The following is a 25,115-nucleotide window of genomic DNA, read 5'->3' on the forward strand; positions in this document are numbered from 1 at the left end:
AATTACGGGCGGCGGAAGACCCTGAGTTTGAAACCTTCTATACCAAAAACATTTTGCTGAACGAGGGTATCCGCGCTTGGATGGCTCCTCAAGATCAACCCCACGAACAATTTGTATTCCCTGAGGAGGTATTACCACGTGGTAACGCTCTCTAATAGACCAAATATATTAGGCGGCACTGGACGCGACCAAGAATCTACTGGCTTTGCCTGGTGGTCTGGTAATGCGCGTTTAATCAATCTATCCGGCAAACTCTTGGGCGCTCACGTTGCCCACGCTGGTTTGATTGTATTCTGGGCTGGAGCGATGACTTTGTTTGAAGTCGCTCACTTCGTTCCTGAAAAGCCCATGTACGAACAGGGCTTGATCCTGTTACCTCACCTTGCCACTCAAGGTTGGGGCGTTGGCGCTGGTGGTGAAGTCATCGACACCTTCCCCTACTTTGTTGTTGGCGTACTCCACCTAATTTCTTCAGCCGTCCTTGGCTTTGGCGGTATCTATCATGCCGTCCGTGGCCCAGAAACCTTAGAAGAATACTCTTCTTTCTTTGGTTACGACTGGAAAGACAAGAACAAGATGACCAACATCATCGGATTCCACCTGATTATTTTGGGATTCGGTGCGCTGCTGTTGGTAGCAAAAGCAATGTTCTTTGGTGGGTTGTATGACACCTGGGCACCAGGCGGTGGTGATGTTCGGATTATTACCAATCCGACATTGAACCCAGCAGTTATCTTCGGTTATGTAATCAAGTCTCCCTTCGGTGGCGAAGGCTGGATTGTCAGCGTAGATAACTTAGAAGATGTAGTCGGCGGTCACATCTGGATTGCCTTTATCTGTATTGCTGGCGGCGTTTTTCACATTCTTACCAAGCCATTTGCTTGGTCGCGTCGTGCATCCATCTGGTCTGGTGAGGCTTACCTATCCTACAGCTTGGGCGCTCTGTCGTTGATGGGCTTCATTGCCTCGATCTTTGTTTGGTTTAACAACACCGTTTATCCTAGCGAATTCTTTGGCCCTACCGGCCCAGAAGCTTCTCAAGCTCAGGCTTTGACCTTCTTGATTCGTGACCAACGCTTAGGTGCTAACGTCGGTTCTGCCCAAGGCCCCACAGGTCTAGGTAAATACCTGATGCGCTCTCCAACTGGTGAAATCATCTTCGGTGGTGAAACCATGCGCTTCTGGGATTTCCGCGGCCCTTGGTTGGAGCCTCTACGTGGCCCCAATGGTCTTGATTTGGAAAAAATCAAGAACGATATTCAACCTTGGCAAGCTCGTCGCGCTGCTGAATATATGACCCACGCTCCCCTGGGTTCTTTGAACTCCGTGGGTGGTGTGGCTACCGAGATTAACTCGTTCAACTATGTATCTCCTCGCGCTTGGTTGTCAACTTCTCACTTCGTACTAGGATTCTTCTTCCTAGTTGGTCACTTATGGCACGCTGGTCGCGCACGGGCTGCGGCTGGTGGTTTTGAGAAAGGAATTAACCGTGATACTGAGCCAGTGATGTTTATGGACGACCTAGATTAGGTTGTAAGGTTTATTTCATCACTGACAACTAAATAATTTAGAGGCTCTTGCATCAAAGCAAGGGCTTTTTTTATAGGAAAATTAGTAATCTGCTGATTAAATTGAGGAACTTACCAAGGTAATTAATACTATGAGCGACTCTAATTTTATTGAGGCTTTGCGATGGACATCGGAAGCTAAAGAAAAGTTACAAAATATTCCCTTTTTTGTCCGCACTCAAGCTAGAGCCAGAATTGAACAACTGGCTCGTGAAGGAGGACAAGAGCTTGTTACCGCTGATTTGGTAGAACAGGCTAGGCTTGAGTTTGGACAATAAAACATTCTAGAGGTCGTAACAATGACAGTCGCCAAGAATCGAGCAGACCGAGTAATGCTTTACGACATTAGCTGGCAACAGTTTGAAAATCTTCTAAAAGACTTGGGAGATCATCGAGCAGCACGGTTAGCTTACGATCGCACCACTTTAGAAATTATGACACCTTTACCTGAACACGAACATTACAAAGAAGTAATTAGTATTGCAGTTCAAGATATCGCTGAAGAGTTGGCTATAGACTATGAAAGCTATGGTTTGACTACCTGGAAACGAGAAAGCCGAATGGCAGGGGTAGAGTCAGATAACTGCTTCTATTTCCAGAATGAAGCTACGGTTCGGGGTAGATTGGATTTGGATTTGAAACAAGATCCACCCCCTGATTTGGCACTAGAAATTGATATTACCAGTAAATCTCTAAATCGTTTTCCCATTTATGCCCGCCTGGGAGTACCAGAACTCTGGTGTTATGATTCCGGTGAACTCAAGATTTACCACCTGCAAAATAGCGAATATGTCGAGTCAGAGAAGAGTTTAGTGTTTCCTACTTTAGAAATTCGATATCTGCCAAAACTCATTGAGCAAAATCGAGCAGATGGCAGACGCGCAATTCGTCAGGCGGTGCGCGAATGGGTAAGAAAAGGCGGAAAAGGTGAACTATCTAGTCAATCATAATTACGAATTACGAATTACGAATTACGAATTAGTCTCAACTTCCTCCCACATTCATTGCTGCTAAAAAAGCCTTCTGACTGACATCTCTGTAAACTGTATTCAAATACTTCATTACCACATCACTCGAAGTTGAATTTACTGCATTTTCTTCTTCCTTCGCTAGGGGGATTGCTCCTAATACATCTAAAACCATTTCGCTAGTAGACGGCGCAATCACTACCAAAGATGACTCTAGTGGCTCATTGTATTGCCAGAAAGAATCGATTTTTACCGAGTATTTATTATTAGGAATTGACTGTTGAATATCGGGCGTTTCTGTGGTATTGGGTTGAATCTTAGCACTACGTAATTGGCGTAAATCGCTGATAATTTGCTCTTTGGTGCGTCCGCGCAATTGAAATAGTACAAAGGGGTCTTCACTGAAGCGATCGCCTAACTGATAGTACAATGCACCAATATGCTTACAGGGATTTGCCTTATCAGGACAAGAGCATTTACTTTGGACATCACCAAGGGTAAAAGGAAATATAGAAAGACCATTCGCTGTGAACACTTCTTCTATGTTTTGTGGCATTTCTCCTGCTAGTAATTTTGCGGCAAAAATTGCCCTTTGGGACATGGTTTCAATTACATAACCCCACTGTTCATCGCTAAAAGGTTCAAGGGAAAGGGAAACTTTATAAGGTTCTACTTCACTACCTTGCACCCTAGCTAATACTTTTGCACCTTTAAATTCAATACTGAGAACATTTCCTTGACGAGCATAGTTTCTTGCACGTTCTAAACGCTTTTTAAAGCGATAAGAATCTAGTAAATCTAGCCATTGTTGTGACCACCATTCTCGGCTTGCTTGTAATGTGTAATTAGTCATAAATCAATTCAAAAACTTTAGTAGTATTTTGACGGGTTTGTAGTGAGAGCTTTAGCACTCAAATCAAGGACTAAAGTCCTTACTACGAACTTATTCTGCATCATCATCAATTATTGCACTGCGGTCTAGTATTAGTAAGTTGCGAAGTTGGTCTGTATCCATTTCAGTTAACCATTCTTCACCAGCACCTACAACTTGTTCAGCTAGTTGTTTTTTACTTTCAATCATGTCATGAATTTTTTCTTCTAAAGTGCCTGTGCAAACAAATTTATGTACTTGCACATTCCGGGTTTGACCAATGCGAAATACTCGATCTGTGGCTTGATTTTCTACGGCAGGATTCCACCACCTATCAAAGTGAAATACATGATTTGCTCGTGTTAAATTTAGTCCTACTCCACCGGCTTTTAGAGAAAGAATCATAATCGGCGGCCCTTGGGGGTCGTGTTGGAAACGGTCGATCATTTCCTCTCGTTGTTTTTTACTGGTGCTACCATATAAAAAGAATATTTCTCGCCCAAGCTGTTTTTCTAAATAGGGTTTAAGTAATTTACCCCACTCAGCAAATTGTGTAAAGATTAAAGCTCTATCGCCTTCTGCTAAAACTTCTTCTAACATTTCTTCTAGCCGCAGAAGTTTGGCTGAATGATGTTGTTCTAATGTCGTCTGTTTTAAGTATTGGGACGGATGATTACAGATTTGTTTGAGTTTGATTAGTAAACCTAAAATCATGCCCCTGCGTTGCAATCCTTCCGCAGATTCAATCTCGACTAAAGATTGTTCGACAACTTGTTGATAAAGTGCGGCTTGGTCGCCAGTTAAACCGCAAAATACAGTCATCTCTTGCTTATCTGGCAAGTCTTGAATGATGTCGCGATCGCTTTTCAATCGCCGCAGGATAAATGGCTGAACTAATGAACGTAATTGACCTAAAGAAGCCGTATCCCCATACTTTTCAATTGGCATGGCAAACCGACGCTGGAAAAATTGCTTATTGCCTAAATATCCGGGATTGAGAAAATCTAAAATAGACCATAGTTCTTGTAGTCTATTTTCTACAGGTGTTCCCGTTAACGCAATGCGAAACGTAGCTTGTAATTGGCGTACTGCTTTTGACTGCTTCGCCTCGGAATTTTTCACATTCTGGGCTTCATCTAAAACAATTATCTGCCAAGAGACACTTTCTAATGATTTGATATCTCGATGAAGAAGTGAATAGCTGGTGACGATTAAATCGTGTTTTTTTACTGCTTCTAAAAATGCTTTACCTTTTGGGCGTTTGTCACCGTGATATTGCAAAATTTTCAGGCTTGGTGCAAATTTATTTACTTCCCTTTCCCAGTTGCCTAAAACAGAAGTTGGACAAACTAATAGAGTTGGATTTTCGAGTGCATCTTGTTCTTTGAGATGCAGAAGAAAGGCAATAAATTGGACAGTATTATGGCAAATAATATTGTTAGCAACGAAATTATGATGTTTGCTAACTTCAAAGTCATAAACCCAACCTTCGTAATCCACATCCTCAATAGTCTCAATTCGGCAATAAAATACCTCTTGGTCGAGAAGACATTGCAAAGATTGTCTGGTTAAGCTCAACTTTTCTACATCTAAGTTGCTATAAGCTGACAAAGTTTGAGTTGTCCACTTGGAAGGTTTTAGTAGCTGATACTGCTCTTGGGCTTCTCCACTAATCATGCGGCTCACCCCAGCTATTACGCGCTGTAAACTATCTTGAGAAAATTGCTGTGAGCCATTAATATAAACTGTGTTGTGCATCCCAAAATGCCGCAACGGTAGTTCGGTTGATCTAACTGTTTGGGCAACAATATCAGCCGCAGGAATTCCTTCAATATTTGTGTTACTGACTAGTTGACAAATTTGTTCTAATTTCTGCTGTTTCTCTGAGTTAGTAAACCCAATTTCCTGCAAAAATCTACGGGCAGAATTTCCACCAATTACACCGATATAATAGGTGCGTAAAGTACGAGTTCCATTAGTAGCACACTTTAGTTTGGACGATATTCGCAACCAAATGCCAAAACGACGCAATAGTGCAGAAAGTTGCTGAATTAGTAAAGCTGAAACTGTAGAAATCTCGATACTTCCCATGCTCAAAACAACAGCAGATTCAGCATCAAAATAGTTTTGTAAAAAGAGCCGCACACTATCCAAGTCCGCCTGCATGATGAAGGGCGGAATAGATTTTTCTGCTGATAGTTTCCCCCAAACATAACCTTTAGCTTCTAAAAATTGTCGATAGGCTTGGCTATTAACTCGAAGAGAAGGAACTCTGTTAGGGAAGGTAGAGATATTAGGGCTGTTAATTTTGAGGTTATAGCGCTCTTTAATGCGTTGGTAAGTCTGGAGTAAATCCTCTAGTACTCTGGTGTCTTTTTGAGATATTGTGACTCTTGCCACATTGGGTAGTTCATGCCCTTCGGCAATCTGCCAAGCGAGAAACTTGACTAAATCAGGGTCTTGCGATTGTCCATTCCAAAGTGTTTTACCTGGTACACAAACGTAATCACCCACCTGTAAGTTATTTGTCCAACCTTTATTTGTTAGTAGCTTGTGACGATGGGTGATAGTAATACTATTACCGTCTTCTAGAGTGATTTTTCGTAATTTCTCACAGACTTGCTGCCGATACAACCTTCTAACATTAGCTTGGACGATTTTGCCAGTTTTTTCATCTATGGAATTAACTAATAATTGTTCTGTGGGGTTAGCCCAAAATCCCTCGCCGTCAAACTCTGTTTCTCTAGCGTGAGTTGTCCAGATTGTCTCGGCTGTGCGTAACAGTCCATTTACATCGATTAGAGTATTATTTGCTACGCATTTACCCAATCCCATATCGTCTGCGAGACACGCGCCTAAGCCCCAACGTTCTAAGAAGGACAGCCAAGCAGCACCTCGTTCTTGATACGGTCGCAACTGTCCTTTAAAGCCCGTTGGAGTGGGTAAAGGTGCGATCGCTTGATTATTGCTTAACGCCCCAATTAACTCCTGTAATGCGCCAGATGCCTCAAAGCTGACTACTGGTAATTTTTCAATTACCTGGGTATCCCCTGTACTAAAACGTAAGGCATCTTCCAAGGAAAGCGCCATTTGGTCTTTGCGAGTGGTAAAAAAGGTTTGGGCTGTTTTGATGTCTTGCGGCCGCAATTCCACCCACTCGCCGTTAATTTCTACTAGCGGACTATTTAAAGCCACAAGTTTATCAAACTCGGCTTTGGAAATAGTTTGTCCACCAATTGCCAATTGCCATTGGAAATTCAGTAGACTTTGCAACCCTAAACGTCCCTGCTTTTTCTTTGGGGTTTCGGCTGTAATTTTTAAACCCAAACGGTTCGCCCATCCTTCACGATTCGCTAAACTAGGAGGCAAAATTACTCCTAAACCACTGTCTTCCAATCTCCAAGCCACAGCTTTGATAAACTCATAAGCTTGGATTGGGGTGAGATGAGAAAATTGGGGATATTCGGTTTCAAAGCTGGGTGCGATCGCAGGATACAATCGGGAAGCTACCCCCAAACCTCGCAAAAACGTTTCTTGTGGTTGCTCAATTGTCCGATTTTCATAAACCAATCGTTCAACTGGATTGTTCCAAATAGTTGCTGCATCCACCACAAACTCAGGATCGTCAGCCGCTTGTAGAAAATAGGCTAATGTCCAATCTGTTTCGCCTGACTCTGGAGAACGCAGTTGAAAACAGGTACGAAATAGAGTTTTAAGAGTTAATTGGTATTGTAGCGGCATCGTCCAAGCTTTCAGTGCCGCTTCCAATCGTTCCACTTCAATGGTATCTGCATTCACTGCATGAGATGCACTAGTTAAAGCTTGCAACCATTGTCGTACCGCAATTGCGATCGCTTTAGCTTCAATTGGAGGTTGAGAACCTACCATTTCTCGCACTTGGGCATCTATCGTACTGTTGAGAAATCCCAAAAGTAATTCTTGAGGTTCAGCCAGTAAGTCTACATAGAACAAGGATTTGGAAACCTCCTCCTCAGTCCCCAGTCCCCAGTCCCCAGTCTCCAGTCCCTCCTGATACGTGCGACAAACCAACGGCATATCCGCAGAAAATTTTTCTAGCCGAGTTCCATCTACTGCACTGTCTAAAAGTACTTGCCATTTAGCAACAAATGCACCATCTGATTGTCGGTCAATTCTTGGTAAAAACTTACACCGCGAGATTAAATCTAAACTCCATCGGGAAACTTGCGACCAAAAACGTAAATCTCCTCCTAAAAAGGCATCTTCCCCTTTCGCAGCATTTAGAGGAATAGCAGCAAGAAATTTTACCGCCTCACTGGGGTTGAGACAAAAACCCTCAACTCGCCACGGTTGCAAATATTGCGGGGAGTCTGTATCTAATCCCAAGCTGGCAGAATGTACGGGGAAAATCGCAGATGTTCCTTCTGTACTGTTTTCAGGTATATAAGTTGGTAGCGCAATGATTTGCGAATGCGTTGGTAAAGCGATTTCAGTTACACTAGCGGCTTTACGCGTTAGCGTAGCGCCTCCTTTGGAGGTTCGCCCAGTCGTTGCGATCGCAACTTGAGGTTTTTGGATAAAGTTAGTAATCGCCATCTTCTGGGAAACCAACCACTCGCTTAACTCAACCGATGTCATTGCCAATGGATGTACCGGGATATCTTCAGATCCATTAGGCTCAAAATTCGCTCGTGGCGATCGCCATGTTTCTCCCCAAATAAATAAACAGCCCTTTTGATTTTTTAGTAACCAATTACCGTGTAAAATCGCCATTTTCTAACTACTCAGATTCTCGTAAAATTAAATAATTTAACTCGCAAAACTTTAGTTATTAAATCTTCTCAATAACATTTATAATAATTTCAAATCAGCTTTCTGCATAAACATTATTAATAATGGATTTTCCGCTAGTTAAAGTTATAAAAAATAACAGAACAGTAGAACTAGATTATATGCATCCTCAAGAACAGGAGGTGGTAAGAGCATTACTTAATGTTGTAATTGTTGAAGGCAAAACTTATCCTCAAAAGCAACCTCTATCTCCGGCAGAATTTTCAACTTACTGGTTAAGCAAGGATGCCTTTGTTGTCAGGACATCTGGTCACGATGGTACACACAAACCAAAAGAAATATTAGGGGCGTTTTATTTAAAACCAAACTTCCCCGGTCGGTGTTGCCATATTTGCAACGCTGGTTTTATTGTACAACCTGGGTTACGCGGTCAGGGGATTGGGCGGTTCATGGGAGAGGCGATGCTATTGATAGCAGCAAACCTGGGCTACGAAGCAGTAATGTTCAATTTGGTCTTTGAAACTAATATACCTTCAATTACCCTTTGGCAATCGTTAGGATTTGAGATTATTGGGCGAATTCCGGGTGCGGCGAAGCTAGGGGATGAACAAGTAGTAGACGCGCTGATGATGTATCGTCCTTTGGGTTGAACCACTTCTCTATCTTTGTATGTACTAGAAGTCAGCCATAGTGCATAAATGTTAGGATTGCCACAGAAAGAGAATAGCGAAAGAGAAGGAAAAAAAACTGAATGGCAGAAGTTGATAAGTCAATATCCTTCGATGGCAGGGATATTCGACTGAAAGTAGGCTTACTAGCTCCCCAGGCAGGTGGGTCGGTTTTGATAGAATCAGGGGACACATCCGTTTTAGTGACAGCTACGCGATCGCAAGCCAGAGAAGGCATTGATTTTCTTCCCCTCACAGTAGACTATGAAGAAAGGCTGTATGCTGCTGGTAGAATTCCCGGCGGGATCATGCGGCGTGAAGGTCGTCCACCAGAAAAAACAATTCTCACCAGCCGTCTTATAGACCGTCCCATGCGTCCTTTGTTCCCCTCATGGCTACGGGATGACTTGCAAATTATCGCCTTAACGCTGTCGATGGACGAGTTAGTTCCACCCGATGTGCTAGCAGTTACAGGCGCTTCCATCGCTACCCTGATTGCCCAGATTCCTTTTAATGGGCCGATGGCAGCAGTTCGCGTTGGTTTAGTGGGTGATGATTTCATTATTAACCCCACTTATGCAGAAATCGAAGCCGGAGATTTGGATCTGGTAGTAGCCGGTTCACCGCATGGCGTAATCATGGTGGAGGCGGGAGCCAATCAGTTGCCAGAACGAGATATCATCGAGGCAATTGACTTTGGTTATGAAGCAGTGCGGGATTTAATCAAAGCGCAGCAAGATTTAGTAGCAGAACTGGGTTTGGTAATAGTGCAAGAAGCACCACCAAAAGTAGACCAGACGCTAGAAAATTATATCCGCGATCGCACCAGCAGCCAGATTAAGAAAATCCTGTCGCAATTTACCTTCACCAAACCCGAACGCGATGCCGCTTTAGATGTCGTCAAGGATGAAATTGCTACGACGATTAAAGAACTGCCAGAAGAAGATCCAATTCGAGTTGCCGCAACTGCAAATAGCAAGGCACTTGGGAATACTTTTAAAGATATTACCAAATACTTCATGCGGCGGCAAATTATCGAAGATAACGTTCGCGTTGATGGTCGTAAACTCGATGAAGTGCGTCGTGTTTCTTGTTCAGTTGGTGTCTTACCAAAGCGAGTCCACGGTAGCGGTTTATTTAACCGGGAACTAACTCAGGTATTATCCGCTTGTACTTTGGGTACGCCAGGGGATGCCCAAAACCTCAACGATGATATGCAGTTAGACCAACATAAGCGTTATCTGCATCATTACAACTTCCCGCCCTTCTCAGTGGGGGAAACCAAACCAATGCGTTCTCCAGGAAGGCGTGAAATCGGTCATGGGGCATTAGCAGAGCGATCGCTCCTACCTGTGCTACCCTCAAAAGAACAATTTCCCTACGTGATTCGCATCGTATCGGAAGTACTTTCTTCCAACGGTTCCACCTCAATGGGTTCAGTCTGCGGTTCCACCCTCGCCCTCATGGATGCTGGTGTACCAATTCTCAAACCCGTCAGTGGCGCAGCAATGGGTCTGATTAAGGATGGGGACGAAGTGCGAATCCTCACCGACATTCAGGGCATTGAAGACTTTTTGGGCGACATGGACTTCAAAGTTGCGGGGACGGATACCGGAATTACCGCCTTGCAAATGGATATGAAAATCTCCGGTTTGTCGTTGGATATTATTTCCCAAGCCGTCCACCAAGCCAAAGCAGCCCGATTGCACATTCTGGAGAAAATGCTCGCCTGCATCGACACGCCACGGACTGAAACCTCACCTTATGCCCCACGTCTGTTAACAATCAAGATTGATTCAGACATGATTGGTCTGGTGATCGGGCCTGGTGGTAAGACTATTAAGGGGATTACAGAAGAAACTGGTGCAAAAATTGACATCGAAGATGATGGCACCGTGACAATTTCGGCTGTGGATGAGAACAAGGCCAAAAGAGCCAGAAACATCATCCAAGGCATGACCCGCAAGTTGCACGAAGGGGATGTCTACGCAGGACGCATTACTCGGATTATACCGATAGGTGCATTTGTGGAATTTCTGCCAGGGAAAGAAGGGATGATCCACATTTCACAACTAGCTGACTACCGCGTTGGCAAAGTTGAAGATGAAGTAGCGGTGGGCGATGAAGTGATTATCAAAGTGCGGGAAATTGATAACAAAGGTCGGATTAATCTCACCCGCTTGGGTATCCACCCAGATCAAGCAGCAGCAGCACGAGAAGCGGCGGCGGTGAATCGGTAACTCGATTTGGGATTTTAGATTTGATCTAAAATCCGCGATGCCTACTGTGAAGGCATCGCTGTTTGCTTCTCTAATTAGCTTCCAAACTGTTATAGATAAATTTACCCCGCTCACAATTGTTAATTTATTTATTAAATACTTGACAGGTTTAAGGTAATATATTTTACTGTTTATTCAGTGTGTTGAAGTTCATCGACACCACTCCTCAGAACCTTGAAAACCGCATAACTTCTCTACGAGACGCTGCGCGAACGTTGACTGGTGTCGATTACTTGTACAGTAAGGGTTTCCGGCTAAAAAATCCATCTCTTATTGACAATTTTATCGTATTTATTGACATTATTAAAAGTGGTGTCGAATAGGGGGTCTGAAACCCTCTCCTAGTAAGGCTTCCACAAGTGAACTCTTTCCATAACCACTTCCCCTAACGGGGATGGAAACTTGTCCTTGAACTTTATTAATTGTAGAACAAGTGTAACCTCTTTCCATAACCACTTCCCCTAACGGGGATGGAAACAAGAAAAACAGAGTTTTTCTGTAAACTAGAGGATCGTCTACTTTCCATAACCACTTCCCCTAACGGGGATGGAAACAATCTGTCTTAGCTGCTTTTTCAGGATTAAAGCTTTCCATAACCACTTCCCCTAACGGGGATGGAAACTCCCTTACCCTGTTTTCTTAACAGAATTAAATAAATTCTTTCCATAACCACTTCCCCTAACGGGGATGGAAACACAATGGTAATTACCATCTCTGAATTCTCTTACACTTTCCATAACCACTTCCCCTAACGGGGATGGAAACGAAAATAGACTAGCAATCGCTAGGGTCTTAACGGTCTTAGCTTTCCATAACCACTTCCCCTAACGGGGATGGAAACCATAGATCCAGCGTAAGAGATTTTTTCACTACTGAACTTTCCATAACCACTTCCCCTAACGGGGATGGAAACAAATAGAGGTTCCGCATTTGCAATAGAGCTATTTAAGAAAACTTTCCATAACCACTTCCCCTAACGGGGATATCATCTGAAACTCAGTGAAGACAACCAATTCAACGCTAATTAATTATTGATATTATTCTGCCAACCCGTAGTTGAAGTATTTAAAAATACATTATTTGTCTACTTACAAATTGAGCAAATTGCCCGATCGCAGCAACACAAAAAAAATGTGATCAAAAACACTTTTTCTTGTAATCAGTCATAATTTATGTAATTTGTGCAATTAATCTCCCGTCAAAAATATCATGGCTTTAGTTTCAACGATAAACAAACTGACATCAACACAAGTCCCCACACTTAATGATTGCAGTTCACAAAGCCTGCTCAACTACTTCCAAAATTCTTGGGAACTTGAAGAAACACTCATGAAAAGTTTGATTGGGGAAGAAACTTTTTATCTGAACCCCGATCCTTTAAGAAACCCTCTAATCTTTTATCTTGGCCACTCAGCCGTTTTTTTCATCAACAAGTTAATTGGCGTTGGTTTAATCAAAGCTGGAATTAATTCCCAATACGAAACCCTATTTGAAATCGGAGTCGATCCACAAACACCCACAGAACTCGACGCAGCGATGAAAGCGGTTAGCTGGCCTGATGTAAAAAAAGTTTGGCAATATCGAGACAAAGCACGAGAAGCGATCGCAAATCTAATTCAAAATACTTCCCTGGATCTCCCCATTCATCAACAACATCCCCTCTGGGCTTTGCTGATGGGGATAGAACATAGTCGCATTCACTTTGAAACCTCTTCGATGCTGGTGCGTCAATTGCCTAGCGATCGCCTAAAATGTCCCCAAAGCTGGGATTATGCACCTAGCAAAGGGAACATTCCCAAAAATGAAATGCGCCGGGTTCCAGGCGGTGTGGTGAAACTAGGAAAACCCAAGGACGATCTTACATTCGGTTGGGATAGCGAATATGGCGATCGCACTGTTGCAGTGAAACCATTTTTAGCTAGTCAATATTTAATCAGTAATGGAGAATATCTGCAATTTGTTCAAGCTGGTGGTTACAACAATCCAGACTACTGGAATGCTGAATCTTGGGATTGGAAGCAACTCTACAACGTCCAACATCCCAAATTCTGGATACCCTTTCAGGGTGGCTACCGTTATCGAGCCACATTCGACGAGATAGACTTACCCCTAGACTGGCCTGTGGAAGTCAATTACTACGAAGCGATCGCATTTTGTCGTTTTCAAGGCTCAGAAATCCGCTTGCTGACTGAAGCCGAATGGAATCAAGCTTTACTCACCTCTGAGGATAACCACTTCTCAAGTAACTATAATCTCAATTTACAATTCATTTCCCCTAGTCCAGTGGGAATGTTCAAACCAGCTAATAGTGCTTCTGGACTTTACGATCTGCGAGGAAACGTCTGGGAATGGTTGGGGGACACATTCAACGCCTTACCAGGATTTGAACCTCACCCGCTTTACGAAGATCAAGCAGCACCCTTTTTTGATAATAAACATCAGATGATGCTCGGTGGTTCTTGGGCTACTAATGGTTCAATGGCATTACCAACCTATCGCAACTGGTTTCGTCCCTACTTTTATCAACACGCCGGTTTTAGAATTGCTCAAGACATTTAAAAGGAGATTACTGATAATGAGACCAAATCCAATCGTACCAGAACCCGGTCAAGAGTCAGTTTGGGATTATCCCCGTCCAGCCCGTTTAGAAGATAGCAACAAATCAATTCGGATAATTGTTAATAGTATTGTTTTAGCACAAACAAGTAAAGCTAAAAGAGTCATAGAAACTAGCCATCCTCCTTCTTATTACATTCCTTCAGAAGACATTAAACTAGAATATCTGATAGAAACACCTAAAAAAACTTGGTGTGAATGGAAAGGCAAGTGTCAATATTATGATATCAGCGTTGGCGATCGGTATATAAATAACGCTGCTTGGCGATATTTTGACCCCTCACCTGATTTTGTCACGATTCAAGAATACTATGCTTTTTATCCTAGTTTAATGGATGCTTGCTATGTAAATGATCAGCTAGTTATGTCTCAACCTGGCGATTTTTACGGGGGATGGATTACTACTGATATTGTCGGGCCATTTAAAGGTAGTCCCGGAACAATGGGGTGGTAATTTATCAAACATAATTCAGCAGTCTGAATTAATTTGACAATAGGATTCGCTATAAGCTACTCAATCCAAATTACTAGACGACTTCATCGCGATCTGCTCCCAAGAAGCTATAGGAAACATAATTCCTGGCTTCTTTGTCGGAGAATTTAGTGTATTGAATAACCTGTCCCAAAATCCTTGAATCCCATAGTTTCCTTTGAAACAACTGTGGTGAAGATCGTGAAAATCTGATGGGACAAAAAATATTGATAAAGAACTATGACCTTCTAGGTTGTAAGCATTGCCTATAATAGTCCAAGCACATAACTGACTTATATCATACCCAAATATAAAAATAGGTAAAAGGTCTGTAATAGTAACAATAATATATTCAGTGAAACTCTTATGTCCAGCAACAAAACTTGATGAGTCGGCGAACTCATGATGTTTCAGATGTATTTTCTGCAAGAATTTTCTGTGAAGTAGCGAATGGGAAACGTAAAAACAGAAATCAGCAGCAATTATTCTCATCAAGAACCATCCAAAGTTTAAGAGTAAACTATTTCCTCTATTTACCTCTGGTGCTAAATAGAGGATAATTAAAGCTGCTATGAGACTTTTCATTTCTCCAGTAATAATGCCTTTGGTAGTAAAGGAAGGAAATGGTTGTTTTTTGACTTTCTTAACTCTGGCAGTTAGTTTCTCTCTCAAATTATCATTTTTTTTAATTACCTTTTCGATGAAAAGACCAATGCTATAAAATGAGACAGAACCAACAAGCCAGTATAACAAAACCTGAGCGGTAAAGTTGAGTTCTATATTGTGTAATAGCCAATAAAATATTTGCTGAACAATTGTGCAACTAATAGCGATTTTTAGATAAAATTCAACCTCGAAACAGAAATTAAAAAATTTTTTCATCCCTGTGTCCTTGTAATAAGGCTTTAACCGTCTTGTTCTATACGAATCATATTTGATTTTTGAACAGATACGTAGGGTGCGTTAGCGACAGCGTAACGCGCCAAATCCTTGACAATGGTGCGTTACGAACTTCGTTCTAACACACCCTACAATACCTAATTTTGTTCAAAAATCAAATAGTAGTCCTATATATCATTTCGATATCTACACAACCAAATTTTAAGAGGATGTTTGAAAAGTCCTCTTGTTGGTATCAAAAGTTTTAGATCCCCCTAAATCCCCCGATAAATTGGGGGATTTTGACTCTTCCCCCCTTTTTAAGGGGGGTTAAGGGGGATCTAGAAGTGCCTAAAATCATAGTGAAATACTTGTTCATTCAACCTCTAATTAAAACTTCTAGAATTAATCGCAAGGATTAATTTAAATTATCTTCTGCATCTTGAGTTCCTTTATTCTTGAGTAACTTGCTCTAAAAGTATAATTACTTTCTCTAATTCATTACTCAGAAAACTTGACTCATTTCCTTGATACACGGCTAATAAACTACGATAGTACCAGAGTGTTCCTTCCTTACCACCTTTGAATTTATTCCAAACAGCTTCTTTGTCTCGATACCAATCAGCTAAAATTGAACGGGCATTGTGCAATTTATCGGCTTGCGAAACTCGCCTGACTTCAGGGGAAGCATAGTGCATTCGCTCTAGATATTCTTGTTTACGTTCTTTCCAAGGGGGTTTGGGGATAACTTCTGATTCAGTACACCCATCAACAATATTGACTACTTTTTCTCCAAATTTTTGACGAATTTCTTCACGAGTTTTTGCACCGCCTTGATCTTCTATAGCATCATGGAGTAGAGCCGCGATCGCTTCATCTTCTGAGCCACCATCTTCTAAAACTAGTGCTGCTACACTTAACAGGTGACTAATGTAAGGAATGTTACTGCCTTTTCTCACTTGGTTAGCATGAAGACGAGTTGCATAGACTAAGGCTGACTCAAAGCGGGAAGTTAAATTGGGTTTTTCTAAGGTGTTTGAACTCATCTATCTATTTTCTCACGGTTATTTATGTTGACTTTAATTGGGTAGAGTTTCCACGTTTCTTAGATATCCTTTGCCGTGCGATCGCCTAATTCTCTAAGTAATAATACCTCTAGCTTCAGGCCCCAAGCTCGCAATCGCAACAGTTGAAGGCTAATCAAACTGGGGACGCATACACCGTCACTTTCTCTTCAATAGGTTACAACTCCAATTTATCCCAATATGGAAAACCCCTTTTCCATGTCTATGTGATAGTAAAACTGTTCTTTGACGGGTGGTGCTATCAAAAAACGGCGTTGCTGAATTAAGGGATGATTCTTGTGGGGTGGGCATCCTCGTCCGGAAATACAAGGGACGGGCAAGATGCCCATCCCGCAAATATGCAACGCCCAAAAAACTTATGAAAAAAACCAGGGGTTAGCCAAAGACATAAAACCTATGAATCAAGGTGAGTTTATCCACGAATTTGCAAATAAAGTAGCCCAGTGTTATAAAAAAGACTAAGTTTGAGGGTATTCTTTCGTAATACTTATCTTGACTTTCTGCCATTTTATATCCGGTAAATATGATTGTTCAGTCTTTTGTACTGGAATAGGCTGTCTATGACGAACCAAATTTACACTGCGATCGCTTTTGCACCTGTTCAAGGATTTATCGAAAAATCTCGAAAGTTGCGGGATTTATATGGAAGTTCTTATCTGCTTTCCTATTTGTCATGGGTTATTTGCAATGATGCAGAAAGCAAGCGTTGTGAAGTCATTTCTCCAGCTTCACCAAACGTTACTCAGGGAATGCCCAACCAGATAATAATTAAGGGAGATTACAAGGAAAAGGATGCTGAAGCGGCTTTTAATACAGCTTGGAAATGCGTAACGCACGCCTGTCAAGAGTGGATTGAAAAAGAGATTAATGATGGATGGGAGTATAAATTTTGGAAAAGAGATTGGGGAGCGTGGACAAACTATGCTTGGGAGTTCTTCTGGGTTCAAAGCGATCTAGTTGAAGGCGATCTAGGTAAAGGTATTAACGATGTTCGCCAACGCTTGAATGAGAAAAAACGCAGTCGTGCTTGGACTGGAATTAACTGGCAAGGGGAAAGTTCTACACTCTCTGGCGCAGATGGCATTGCTTACCCAAAACGGAGTTTTGACTGCAATGAGTGCGACGATCGAGAAGAAAAAGCATATAACCCCAAGAAATACAATTACCAAGCAGAGAAAGCAATAGTTAAGAAATTTTTCCAAGATTTGAGTGATAAACTAGGGGAGAATTTTATCGATCCAGATGAAGAACTGAGTATTCCAGAATTAATTAAACGGCTAATTACCCATGAGCTAATTACAGACAAGCTTCAGGAGTCTTTACGAAATAATTTTTCAAATGTTGATATACTTGTCGAACAACTGAAAAAGCTATCAGAAGACCTGAGTCCGCGCTCATTTAAGTATTTAAGCCGACAAGATGAAGAGAAATACTGGACATGTTGGTTTCAAGGTGATGGTGATAAAGCTGGTGATTACCTCAAAAAATATCCAGAGAAAACCACCGAATTCAGCAAAATGATGCGGGAATGGGGTAAAGACTTCCAAAACCAAAATAAGTCACCTTTTTGCCGTGTTATTTATGCGGGAGGGGATGATTTTTTGGGAGTTTTTTATGATGTTAAAGAAGGGCGAATACTCAAGTCTAACTACTGTGTTAATCAGTTTTCTAAATTCAAATCTGAGATTTGGAACAAGTCAGAAAAAAAGCCCATTACTGCTAGCGTTGGTTTTGTTTGGGCTGCACCTGGTATCCCGCAACGCGATGTATTGCAACATTGTCGGGAAGCGGAGAAATCTGCAAAAAATAAAGGACGCGATCGCATTGCCTTCCGTGTTCTATTTAACAACGGTAATCACTTAGAATGGGTTTGCCCTTGGGAGCTATTAGAATCAGGGCTGCTTGCGAGTTATTGCGATCGCGAAGGCAAACAAAATTGGACGCATATATACAATGATGTCGCCGTTCTAGAATCACGACACGCTTTCAATAAGGAAAGCACAGAAATAGCATTAGGGCTATTGGAGATTTATTTCCCAACGCAGGTATCTATCGATAAAAAAGATCGAGAAACACAAGTGTCGAAAAACACAGAACTAAAATCCTACTGGCGGCATTTGGTAGAACAACAGGACAGCTGGTGGAATATCTATGATCTCAATGAAAAACTCATCAAAACAGGAATTTTAGGCGATCGCAAAAATTCCTACAAAGATGATGCTGAAGAAATAGATAGTCTCAAAGTCAACAAAGCACTCAACCACTGGATTATTAACCTTGCTAAAGTAGGATTTCACCTATGTCAACAGTAGAAGAGTTAAAACATAATTCTGTACAGTCAGAAGATTCTCATCGTCCTCCATTCAAATATCTGATCGTGATTGAACCTTTAGGACTTCTCTACGGGAGTGCGGGAAAATTTCTTTCACCAGAAAATTTAGTGGGGCGTTCCGGTAGTTATTTTCCTCCCAGTGCTGCTACTGTATCGGGTTTATTTGCAGCTGCTTATGGGAATGCAGATATTCAGAATTTGCTCCTGGCTGGCCCCTTCTGGGCAATAACAGATGAGTTGAAGCCAACTGAGCAAAACTTTTATGTCCCCACTCCACGCAACTATTTAGTGAAAGATGGCAAAATAAAACACAAATTAACCGCAGTATTTCAGTACAAAGATGAAGAAGGTAACAATGTTTACTACTGGGTGGATGAGAAAAACGAAAGTCCAGTGGATAAATTTGAAAGTAATACTTGGTTAGCTATAAATCACTGGGATGAAGCCAAAGAAGTTAAAAAAAATCCTTGGAAGTTTTTACCCCACTTACATCCTCGCCTGGAACTAGATGAACGGCGTGTTGTGAGACAGAAAAATGACCAAGAAACACCGCAGGGAAGTTTGTTTCTGGAAAACTCAGTCCAGATGGAACCCGGTAGTTGCTTAGTTTACCTCTCCAATACAGAAATTGAGCCTGGTTGGTATCGCTTTGGTGGTGAGGGACACGTGGTGGATGTACGTTGTGAAGCGATCGCCGAGCCAATTTTAAACCTTTTAAACACACCTGTAGGAAACAGTTTTGCTCTAATTACCCCGGCGGTTTGGGGTTCTAATCGTCTATCCTATCGAGAACCTGTTTATTTGCAAAAAGGCGATAAACAGAAATACTCTAAACCAGATCCAAAAAGCGATGAGCGAAAAGTTTGGTCATAGAAGCCCTTTTAACTGAGCGCCCAATACCCTTTCGTTACCGCTTGGGAAATCGTGAAAATCAGCAACGCGATCAACCAAAACTCCTCTCTCGCGGACGTTATGCGGTTCCTGCGGGTAGCGTCTACGTTGTCAAAGAGCCAATCAATCTATCTTGGCAAAAATGGCCTGATGACTTGTTCCCCAAAGAGGGCCCATCTTTGAAACGCTGGGGATGCGGTTTAGCACTACCTTTAGCAAGTGCGTTGGGCTACGCCCCGTCGGAGGCGATCGCTTAATCCCGCATTTCTCACAAGTTTGAAATGCAGAGGGGCAGAGGGGATTGAACTTGGCACATTGAACTCTCCTCTGCTCCCCTGCTCCTCTGCTCCCCTGCTCCCCTGCTCCCCTGCACAAGGTTTTGAGCATTGGTGAGAAATCCGGGTTAATCTATCCCAGTAAAAAACTCCTCTTTGCCCTCTGCGTGAGTTTTTGTACATCAAATCAACAATGCCAATTTCATCAAAATAAATCATGGAGTAATGTAAATGTACCAAAAAGCCTACGGTATTATTGAAACCTTAGCTCCTCTGCATGTCGGAGCTAGTGCAGGAGAAGAAACAGGCAATCTTAATTTAATCTTCCGCGACCAATTTACCCTAACTGGGATTATTCCTGGTAGTTCAATTCGCGGTCGTTTCCGTGCAGATATGCGTCAAGAAAAAGGTAAAGTAGAAGATTGGTATGGGAAAGATGCCAAACTAGGACAACCAGATAGCACCAGTGAAGGGATCATCAAATTTGAATATGCTTCTATCCTGTGGCTTCCCGTTTATTGTCCCAATCAACCAGTGGTGCGGGTATCTTGTCCTGCTTTACTCAAGCGATATCAAAAGCTAACTGGCAAACCACCACATACTTTTGAACCTTACAGTTATTGCGGTAAAACATCTAGCAAAACTTTATTTTTTAACTTGGGATTTTTACCATTAGCAAATGAGGATAAAACTCTGGCGGAATACATGCCAAAAAATGTGAGTGATGCTAATAATTATCTGCTGTTAGTTGTTGAAGACACAGATATTTCAATGATTCACGACATGGCACTTTACCGTCAAAGTCGGGTTGCTCTTGATGAGAAGCAGAAAAAAGCTAAAGGATGGGCATTTTTTAATGTTGAAGCACTTCCAGAAGGGACAGTGATTTGCATATTAGTGCATCCCAAACTGACCTGAGATTTATCGAATGGGTTATCAAGTTTGCTTTTGTTATGGGTGGATTTGGCAAATCATGGCGTAGGGTTTTCCATAAAAAGTTTTACCCGGAATATGTAAGGCGTAGACGCATACATATTGGTTGTCATTGGGAATCTACTGACTCTAATTTGCTAAATATTAAAACATCCGCCGATTTGCAAAATTTCTTGGAAGATTTGTACAAGATTTGCTGTCAACGTTTAGCTTCAAGGCCACCTCAAGCAATGGATTGGAGAGAATCTTGGCATCCGAAACGTGTTGCAGTTTACTGTAAATTGGTTAATAGGTCTGAAGTTGTTGAGTTATTTCATAATGAAACTTTCAAAACAACTCCAGCTATTGGTGGTAGAAATGAAGGTGATAAAAGACCTTTTTTTGTTAGTTCTGTCTGGCATAGAATGTTACCTATTGATGGTAGACAATACTTGGAAATTGTCACAGTATTTCATGGCGATCGCACATCCAATTCTCCTTGGCGACACCGAACTCAAGGAAACCAACTTAAACCCTTTATTGAAAGCTTGGATAACGCACAATTAAATTTAACTTGGGGAACGCGACCAGTTTTTGATACTTGAGAATCCGCTCTATCTTGGAAATCTCTGTTTCCAATGCTATGTGATACTCCAATTGCAATCAGAAACAGCAATTACATAGCAATTTGGAGCAGAGATAATGAAGAAAATCAACAAAGCAACTATCATTTCGCAAGCAGCAGAAGAGGAAATTTTAAACTTTCATCCCTCTTTATTCCAAATTTTAATTGATAATTTTCTCTTACATCTGCTGCTAATTATTCTAATTTGGACGATTCTACCTCTGCCATATTTGTATTGGCAATACATTCAAGTTCGCTCTACCAGTTATGTTTTAACCACCCAAAGATTAATTACCAAAACTGGTGTTTCTTGGAAGGAAGTCAATTTTATTGAACTTTATCGCGTGCTGGATATTCAGGTAGAAAGAGGGCCGCTATATCAGTTGTTAGACTTTGCTAGAAGCTGCTTAGGCAAAAAATCTCTTTTATTAGGAGATATTCGGATATTCTCTAGCGATTATTCCCATTCTAAACTCTTTCTATATACTATTCCTAACGCTTTAGGAGTTGCTGAAAAAATTAGAAAAGCCTTCAATGATGATAAAGATATCAAACGAGTGTTCCGTCGAGATTAAGTAAACTAATGAAAATCAACAATTGATTGCTGATAATTCTAGCAAAAGTCAAAAATATGACATTCCATATCAAAGCTGATGACTTTTGCTAGAGAAATTACGAGATGCGATCGCAGCTAAAGCTAAAATATTTCTTATCCTCACCCTACCTTCCAAACGATCATGCGTAAAGTTATTATTTCTACCATTGGTACTAGCTTACTCACCAATCAAATCAACCGAGCCAATCCTGACGAAAAAGATTGGTATTCGCGCTTGCGGGATACTGCAAATCTGAATGAAGATAAAACACCAGAGGATGTCAAGCAGATTATTGTAATTCTCAAACAAAGAGCCGACGAACAACTTTTAGGTGCTAAAATTTCCCAGATTCGTCGTGCTAGTGCAGAGTTGAATGGAATTTATGGTATTTATCAAGATAATTTAAGTCAGGGAAAAGAAGATATTCACTTTCTCGTTGCTACTGATACAGCCCAAGGTAAAACTAGTGCCAAAATTGTTGAAGATTTTCTTAGAAAACAAGGGTTAAATAATACTAGTACTTTTGCTCCTAGTGGGCTTTCTACTGCTAGTACTGAAGCTTTTTCTCTGGGGATTGATGCGTTAATTGTTTGGTTACAAGATACGATACCACAATTGAAACGGGATAAATACAAAATTTATTTTAATTTGGTTGGTAGTTTCAAGAGTTTACAAGGTTATCTCAATACTATTGGCATGTTTTATGCTGATGAAATAATTTATATCTTTGAAGGCGAAAAATCTGATTTAATTACTATCCCGCGCTTACCGATAGCTGTAGATGTTTCTTTAATTAAACCTTATGCACGTCAACTAGCATTATTGGATGCTGGCGCTGGACTCTCTGCAAGTGAAACAGTCGGAATTCCCGAAGCTATGCTTGCAGAAGTTGACGAGCAAATGACGCTTTCGACTTGGGGACAGTTAATCTGGAATCAGTGTAAAGACCATTTGCTCTCAGAAGATTTACTTGACTTTTTCAATTTAGAGTATCAAGATTCCTTTGAAGCTGACTACAAAAGGGTAAAAGAGAAGCAACAAAGGGTAAAGTTACAAGAGACTTTAGCTAAAGTTTCCTATCTCTTAAGAGATTCTGAAGGTGATACTACTATTCTCAAAAAACACGGGGGATTGCAGTATGACAAGTATACTAATATGGGAGATATTGACCACTTTCGCGTCACTCAAGGAGTGCGGGTTAGCTGTCGTTCTTCCCAAGGTAAATTAATTCTATATCGCTATGGTAAAGAGGAAGAAGTTAATAAGAATCCTTAAATAAGGGAACAATTAACAATCGTTTTTTTTATTCAATACTTTCTTTTAATTAAAAATAACCTCCTGCTCCAAATTACGGATACAGGAGGTTTTTAATTGTTTCCAAATAATCCGATTTAACCCAATCGGTAGGGAGTTCGTCTAGGAGCCTTTACCCAGTAAGGGTTTCAGCCGCCAAATCGACACACTTCTAAAAATATTGTACATCCTCCCGAAAAACTTGGTGTATGACATACCTCAAACCCGCTCCCTGTAAGCAATCGACACACCTCAACGAAAAACATAGGGTTTCAGCCATTCGCCGAGGTGTGTAGATGAAGCTAATACAAAACTCATACAAATTGCCTCAAACCTAGATAAGCTGATGTGCATCTAAATTGTATAGTACGAAAACGTAAAATTATTGTAGTGCGGGCATCTTGCCCGCATCGCATATACAAATTAAATACGCAACAGCTTATAACAATACTTTTACTGAAATTGAGTAAAATCTTTACCAATAACGATCGCCTGCAAACTTAAACTAAAAGTATAAACATTGACATGGATAAAAATATTACTTAGTTTTTCCCTCTGCGAAACTGCTCCTTGAGAGTAATTTCAATCGGGTTGAGAGAATAACCAGTAGGTTGTCCATCTTTAAATTCAGCTGGCGTGTATTGTAAGAGACTTTGTACAGACAACGAAGCAAGTACCATTCCCACACTACCTTGGGCAGTCATGCCAGTAAAATCAGCGATCGCATCTTCTATTGTCCATCCTGGGGGGAGATTTTTGTAGATTTTTTTCACAACTTGATAGAACTCTAGAGGATCGTAGATATCGTTGACTACAATTGGTTCTGCAATTTTTAACGTCGGAAAATCCTGTTTTAACTTTTTGGCTAAATCAAGAGACTGGGAAGAACAAATTAACCAACAATATTCTAGTTCTGGGAGATGATACTCTATTGCTTTTTTACAAGGTTCATGCCGACTCACTAACAACATTAGTCCTTTGTGTTTCTTGGGGGGCAATTTACCTAAATCGATTTCAGGCGATCGCACTTTGCTTAACGATTTAGCCAAAAACCATACCGAAAACATAAAAATCAATACAGATCCTAAAGCAATTCCCACAGCAGCAGTTGTGGTAGTGCCAAAAACATTAAACAATATTTGGGTGAGAGCATTCCCTAAAACAGATAAAAAAATCGTACCGATAATGAAGGGAACTAGAGTTTCTGGATTAAAAAATATCTTTGCAGCTTGAAAAAAGTAGTTTTTCATAAGTATTAGGTATTGGGGTATTGGGGTATTGGGGTATTGGGGATTAGGGATTAGGGATTGGGAAGAATTAAATATTACCTCTTTCCCCTCTGCTCCTCTACCCTTCTACCCCTTTGTTCACCAGTTTCTAGTTGCCAGCTACGCTCTTCTTGCCAGATGCGAAAGGCAGCTTGATAGTTAGCACGAGCTTGGTTAATCCGTTCTTCACATTGCTGTTTGAGGCTATTATATCTGCCTGTAATTAATTTAACTTCGTTCTGATAAATTACTTCTCGTTTGTTGATTTCTTGCTGTTGATATTTCTGGATTCTATCTTGCACCACATAATCTGGGCCGATTATGCTGATAGCAAAATCAGGCAGTTCGGCTGTTTGAATTTCTTGGATTTCTTGTTGCAACTGAAGCATTCCCTGATGAATATGCCTTTCTTTTTCTTGTTCTAATTCATGCTGTCGAGACACAAAAAAATCTATTTCACTTTGAGAGTCAACCATATTAAAGTTCTTCAGAGGATTGTGAGGGTCATTTTCCGAAATCCACTTGAGACGAGCATCAATGAACAGTTCTTTATAGTCCCGTTCATCAGGAATTATTCCAAGTGCGAGTACAGATTCTAAACTGATGTTTTCAGGATAATTATTGAACTGTTCCATAATATTTTTCTACTAATTCGTCGTAAGCTTCTGGTAGTTCTACTTTCTCAGCATGGTGGTTAGCGATCGCCCAAAGCAAAGCCACAGGAAACAAGCTAACCATTGAAGCAAT

General features: G+C 41.1%; 20 protein-coding genes, 1 pseudogene and 1 CRISPR repeat array. Of the genes and pseudogenes, 15 read left to right on the forward strand and 6 right to left on the reverse strand.

What is annotated here, in order from left to right; genetic code table 11:
- The 4 genes and pseudogenes from CDG79_RS28775 to CDG79_RS28790 all read left to right on the forward strand — a co-directional run.
- A pseudogene (locus CDG79_RS28775) lies at positions 1 to 155 on the forward strand (photosystem II D2 protein (photosystem q(a) protein)); the annotation flags it as partial.
- Entirely contained in the window at positions 139 to 1,530 is a 1,392-nt protein-coding gene (psbC, locus tag CDG79_RS28780; RefSeq protein WP_094345177.1) for a photosystem II reaction center protein CP43, read from the forward strand. The pseudogene CDG79_RS28775 and the gene psbC, both read left to right, overlap by 17 nt.
- A gap of 130 nt (positions 1,531 to 1,660) precedes the next feature.
- On the forward strand, positions 1,661 to 1,846 hold the full coding sequence (locus CDG79_RS28785) for a PCP reductase family protein (protein ID WP_094345178.1): 186 nt from the start codon (positions 1,661 to 1,663) through the stop codon (positions 1,844 to 1,846).
- A gap of 21 nt (positions 1,847 to 1,867) precedes the next feature.
- Positions 1,868 to 2,518 carry a Uma2 family endonuclease gene (locus tag CDG79_RS28790; RefSeq protein WP_094345179.1) on the forward strand — a complete coding sequence of 217 codons (651 nt, stop codon included), beginning with the start codon at positions 1,868 to 1,870 and terminating at the stop codon, positions 2,516 to 2,518.
- Positions 2,519 to 2,552: 34 nt separating this feature from the next.
- On the opposite strand, the gene CDG79_RS28795 is transcribed toward CDG79_RS28790, so the two are convergent.
- Both CDG79_RS28795 and CDG79_RS28800 read right to left on the reverse strand, forming a co-directional pair.
- Positions 2,553 to 3,389: an SWIM zinc finger family protein gene (locus tag CDG79_RS28795; protein WP_094345180.1), complete on the reverse strand. Its 837-nt coding sequence runs from the start codon at positions 3,387 to 3,389 to the stop codon at positions 2,553 to 2,555.
- A 90-nt stretch (positions 3,390 to 3,479) separates the two neighbouring features.
- Positions 3,480 to 8,159 (reverse strand): SNF2-related protein, encoded by a 4,680-nt coding sequence (locus CDG79_RS28800; protein ID WP_094345181.1) that lies wholly within the window; start codon positions 8,157 to 8,159, stop codon positions 3,480 to 3,482.
- A 122-nt stretch (positions 8,160 to 8,281) separates the two neighbouring features.
- On the opposite strand from CDG79_RS28800, the gene CDG79_RS28805 reads away from it, so the two are divergent.
- From CDG79_RS28805 to CDG79_RS28820, 4 genes are all read left to right on the forward strand, one after another.
- The gene (locus CDG79_RS28805; protein ID WP_094345182.1) at positions 8,282 to 8,827 is read left to right on the forward strand and encodes a GNAT family N-acetyltransferase; all 546 of its coding nucleotides are present in this window, start codon (positions 8,282 to 8,284) and stop codon (positions 8,825 to 8,827) included.
- A gap of 101 nt (positions 8,828 to 8,928) precedes the next feature.
- Positions 8,929 to 11,085: a polyribonucleotide nucleotidyltransferase gene (locus CDG79_RS28810; protein WP_094345183.1), complete on the forward strand. Its 2,157-nt coding sequence runs from the start codon at positions 8,929 to 8,931 to the stop codon at positions 11,083 to 11,085.
- 405 nt (positions 11,086 to 11,490) lie between these two features.
- Positions 11,491 to 12,114: a CRISPR direct-repeat array (repeat unit 36 nt; unit sequence CTTTCCATAACCACTTCCCCTAACGGGGATGGAAAC).
- A 219-nt stretch (positions 12,115 to 12,333) separates the two neighbouring features.
- Complete coding sequence (ovoA, locus tag CDG79_RS28815; RefSeq protein ID WP_094345184.1) at positions 12,334 to 13,683, forward strand: 5-histidylcysteine sulfoxide synthase; 1,350 nt, start codon at positions 12,334 to 12,336, stop codon at positions 13,681 to 13,683.
- Positions 13,684 to 13,699: 16 nt separating this feature from the next.
- Positions 13,700 to 14,194, forward strand: a complete 495-nt coding sequence (locus CDG79_RS28820) for a DUF427 domain-containing protein (RefSeq protein WP_094345185.1) — start codon at positions 13,700 to 13,702, stop codon at positions 14,192 to 14,194.
- Between the two features lie 60 nt (positions 14,195 to 14,254).
- Here the strand turns inward: CDG79_RS28820 and CDG79_RS28825 are convergent, their stop codons facing one another.
- Both CDG79_RS28825 and CDG79_RS28830 read right to left on the reverse strand, forming a co-directional pair.
- The gene (locus CDG79_RS28825) at positions 14,255 to 15,094 is read right to left on the reverse strand and encodes a sterol desaturase family protein (RefSeq protein ID WP_094345186.1); all 840 of its coding nucleotides are present in this window, start codon (positions 15,092 to 15,094) and stop codon (positions 14,255 to 14,257) included.
- A gap of 449 nt (positions 15,095 to 15,543) precedes the next feature.
- Positions 15,544 to 16,137 carry an HD domain-containing protein gene (locus CDG79_RS28830; protein WP_094345187.1) on the reverse strand — a complete coding sequence of 198 codons (594 nt, stop codon included), beginning with the start codon at positions 16,135 to 16,137 and terminating at the stop codon, positions 15,544 to 15,546.
- 599 nt (positions 16,138 to 16,736) lie between these two features.
- Here CDG79_RS28830 and CDG79_RS28840 point away from each other — a divergent pair.
- The 7 genes from CDG79_RS28840 to CDG79_RS28865 all read left to right on the forward strand — a co-directional run bounded on the left by CDG79_RS28840 (position 16,737) and on the right by CDG79_RS28865 (position 23,082).
- Positions 16,737 to 18,488, forward strand: a complete 1,752-nt coding sequence (locus tag CDG79_RS28840; protein WP_094345189.1) for a Cas10/Cmr2 second palm domain-containing protein — start codon at positions 16,737 to 16,739, stop codon at positions 18,486 to 18,488.
- Entirely contained in the window at positions 18,476 to 19,381 is a 906-nt protein-coding gene (locus CDG79_RS28845) for a CRISPR-associated protein Cmr3 (RefSeq protein WP_317616616.1), read from the forward strand. The genes CDG79_RS28840 and CDG79_RS28845 overlap by 13 nt, the downstream gene beginning before the upstream one ends.
- Positions 19,372 to 19,656 (forward strand): hypothetical protein, encoded by a 285-nt coding sequence (locus CDG79_RS45215; protein WP_317616617.1) that lies wholly within the window; start codon positions 19,372 to 19,374, stop codon positions 19,654 to 19,656. The genes CDG79_RS28845 and CDG79_RS45215 overlap by 10 nt, the downstream gene beginning before the upstream one ends.
- A gap of 249 nt (positions 19,657 to 19,905) precedes the next feature.
- Positions 19,906 to 20,592 carry an RAMP superfamily CRISPR-associated protein gene (locus CDG79_RS28850; protein WP_094345190.1) on the forward strand — a complete coding sequence of 229 codons (687 nt, stop codon included), beginning with the start codon at positions 19,906 to 19,908 and terminating at the stop codon, positions 20,590 to 20,592.
- Positions 20,562 to 21,191 (forward strand): hypothetical protein, encoded by a 630-nt coding sequence (locus CDG79_RS28855; protein WP_143855603.1) that lies wholly within the window; start codon positions 20,562 to 20,564, stop codon positions 21,189 to 21,191. Before CDG79_RS28850 ends, CDG79_RS28855 begins: the two co-directional genes overlap by 31 nt.
- Before the next feature lie 97 nt (positions 21,192 to 21,288).
- Positions 21,289 to 21,786 (forward strand): PH domain-containing protein, encoded by a 498-nt coding sequence (locus tag CDG79_RS28860; RefSeq protein WP_094345192.1) that lies wholly within the window; start codon positions 21,289 to 21,291, stop codon positions 21,784 to 21,786.
- Positions 21,787 to 21,948: 162 nt separating this feature from the next.
- Positions 21,949 to 23,082, forward strand: coding sequence for a CRISPR-associated protein (locus tag CDG79_RS28865; RefSeq protein WP_094345193.1), 1,134 nt, complete (start codon positions 21,949 to 21,951; stop codon positions 23,080 to 23,082).
- A gap of 560 nt (positions 23,083 to 23,642) precedes the next feature.
- On the opposite strand, the gene CDG79_RS28870 is transcribed toward CDG79_RS28865, so the two are convergent.
- Positions 23,643 to 24,350, reverse strand: coding sequence for a CRISPR-associated protein (locus CDG79_RS28870; RefSeq protein WP_094345194.1), 708 nt, complete (start codon positions 24,348 to 24,350; stop codon positions 23,643 to 23,645).
- 74 nt (positions 24,351 to 24,424) lie between these two features.
- On the reverse strand, positions 24,425 to 25,003 hold the full coding sequence (locus CDG79_RS28875; protein WP_094345195.1) for a hypothetical protein: 579 nt from the start codon (positions 25,001 to 25,003) through the stop codon (positions 24,425 to 24,427).
- Positions 25,004 to 25,115 lie beyond the last annotated feature (112 nt).

The organism is Nostoc sp. 'Peltigera membranacea cyanobiont' 232, from assembly GCF_002245985.1.
Classification (GTDB): Bacteria; Cyanobacteriota; Cyanobacteriia; order Cyanobacteriales; family Nostocaceae; genus Nostoc.

Coding starts and splice junctions, on each gene's coding strand:
- CDG79_RS28840 (WP_094345189.1), top strand. CDS start 16,737: ATGACGAACCAAATTTACACTGCGATCGCTTTTGCACCTGTTCAAGGA.
- CDG79_RS28820 (WP_094345185.1), top strand. CDS start 13,700: ATGAGACCAAATCCAATCGTACCAGAACCCGGTCAAGAGTCAGTTTGG.
- CDG79_RS28810 (WP_094345183.1), top strand. CDS start 8,929: ATGGCAGAAGTTGATAAGTCAATATCCTTCGATGGCAGGGATATTCGA.
- CDG79_RS28805 (WP_094345182.1), top strand. CDS start 8,282: ATGGATTTTCCGCTAGTTAAAGTTATAAAAAATAACAGAACAGTAGAA.
- CDG79_RS28790 (WP_094345179.1), top strand. CDS start 1,868: ATGACAGTCGCCAAGAATCGAGCAGACCGAGTAATGCTTTACGACATT.
- CDG79_RS28845 (WP_317616616.1), top strand. CDS start 18,476: ATGTCAACAGTAGAAGAGTTAAAACATAATTCTGTACAGTCAGAAGAT.
- CDG79_RS28785 (WP_094345178.1), top strand. CDS start 1,661: ATGAGCGACTCTAATTTTATTGAGGCTTTGCGATGGACATCGGAAGCT.
- CDG79_RS28795 (WP_094345180.1), bottom strand. CDS start 3,389: ATGACTAATTACACATTACAAGCAAGCCGAGAATGGTGGTCACAACAA.
- CDG79_RS28870 (WP_094345194.1), bottom strand. CDS start 24,350: ATGAAAAACTACTTTTTTCAAGCTGCAAAGATATTTTTTAATCCAGAA.
- CDG79_RS28865 (WP_094345193.1), top strand. CDS start 21,949: ATGCGTAAAGTTATTATTTCTACCATTGGTACTAGCTTACTCACCAAT.
- CDG79_RS28800 (WP_094345181.1), bottom strand. CDS start 8,159: ATGGCGATTTTACACGGTAATTGGTTACTAAAAAATCAAAAGGGCTGT.
- CDG79_RS28825 (WP_094345186.1), bottom strand. CDS start 15,094: ATGAAAAAATTTTTTAATTTCTGTTTCGAGGTTGAATTTTATCTAAAA.
- CDG79_RS28875 (WP_094345195.1), bottom strand. CDS start 25,003: ATGGAACAGTTCAATAATTATCCTGAAAACATCAGTTTAGAATCTGTA.
- CDG79_RS28830 (WP_094345187.1), bottom strand. CDS start 16,137: ATGAGTTCAAACACCTTAGAAAAACCCAATTTAACTTCCCGCTTTGAG.
- ovoA (WP_094345184.1), top strand. CDS start 12,334: ATGGCTTTAGTTTCAACGATAAACAAACTGACATCAACACAAGTCCCC.
- CDG79_RS28860 (WP_094345192.1), top strand. CDS start 21,289: ATGAAGAAAATCAACAAAGCAACTATCATTTCGCAAGCAGCAGAAGAG.
- CDG79_RS28850 (WP_094345190.1), top strand. CDS start 19,906: ATGTACCAAAAAGCCTACGGTATTATTGAAACCTTAGCTCCTCTGCAT.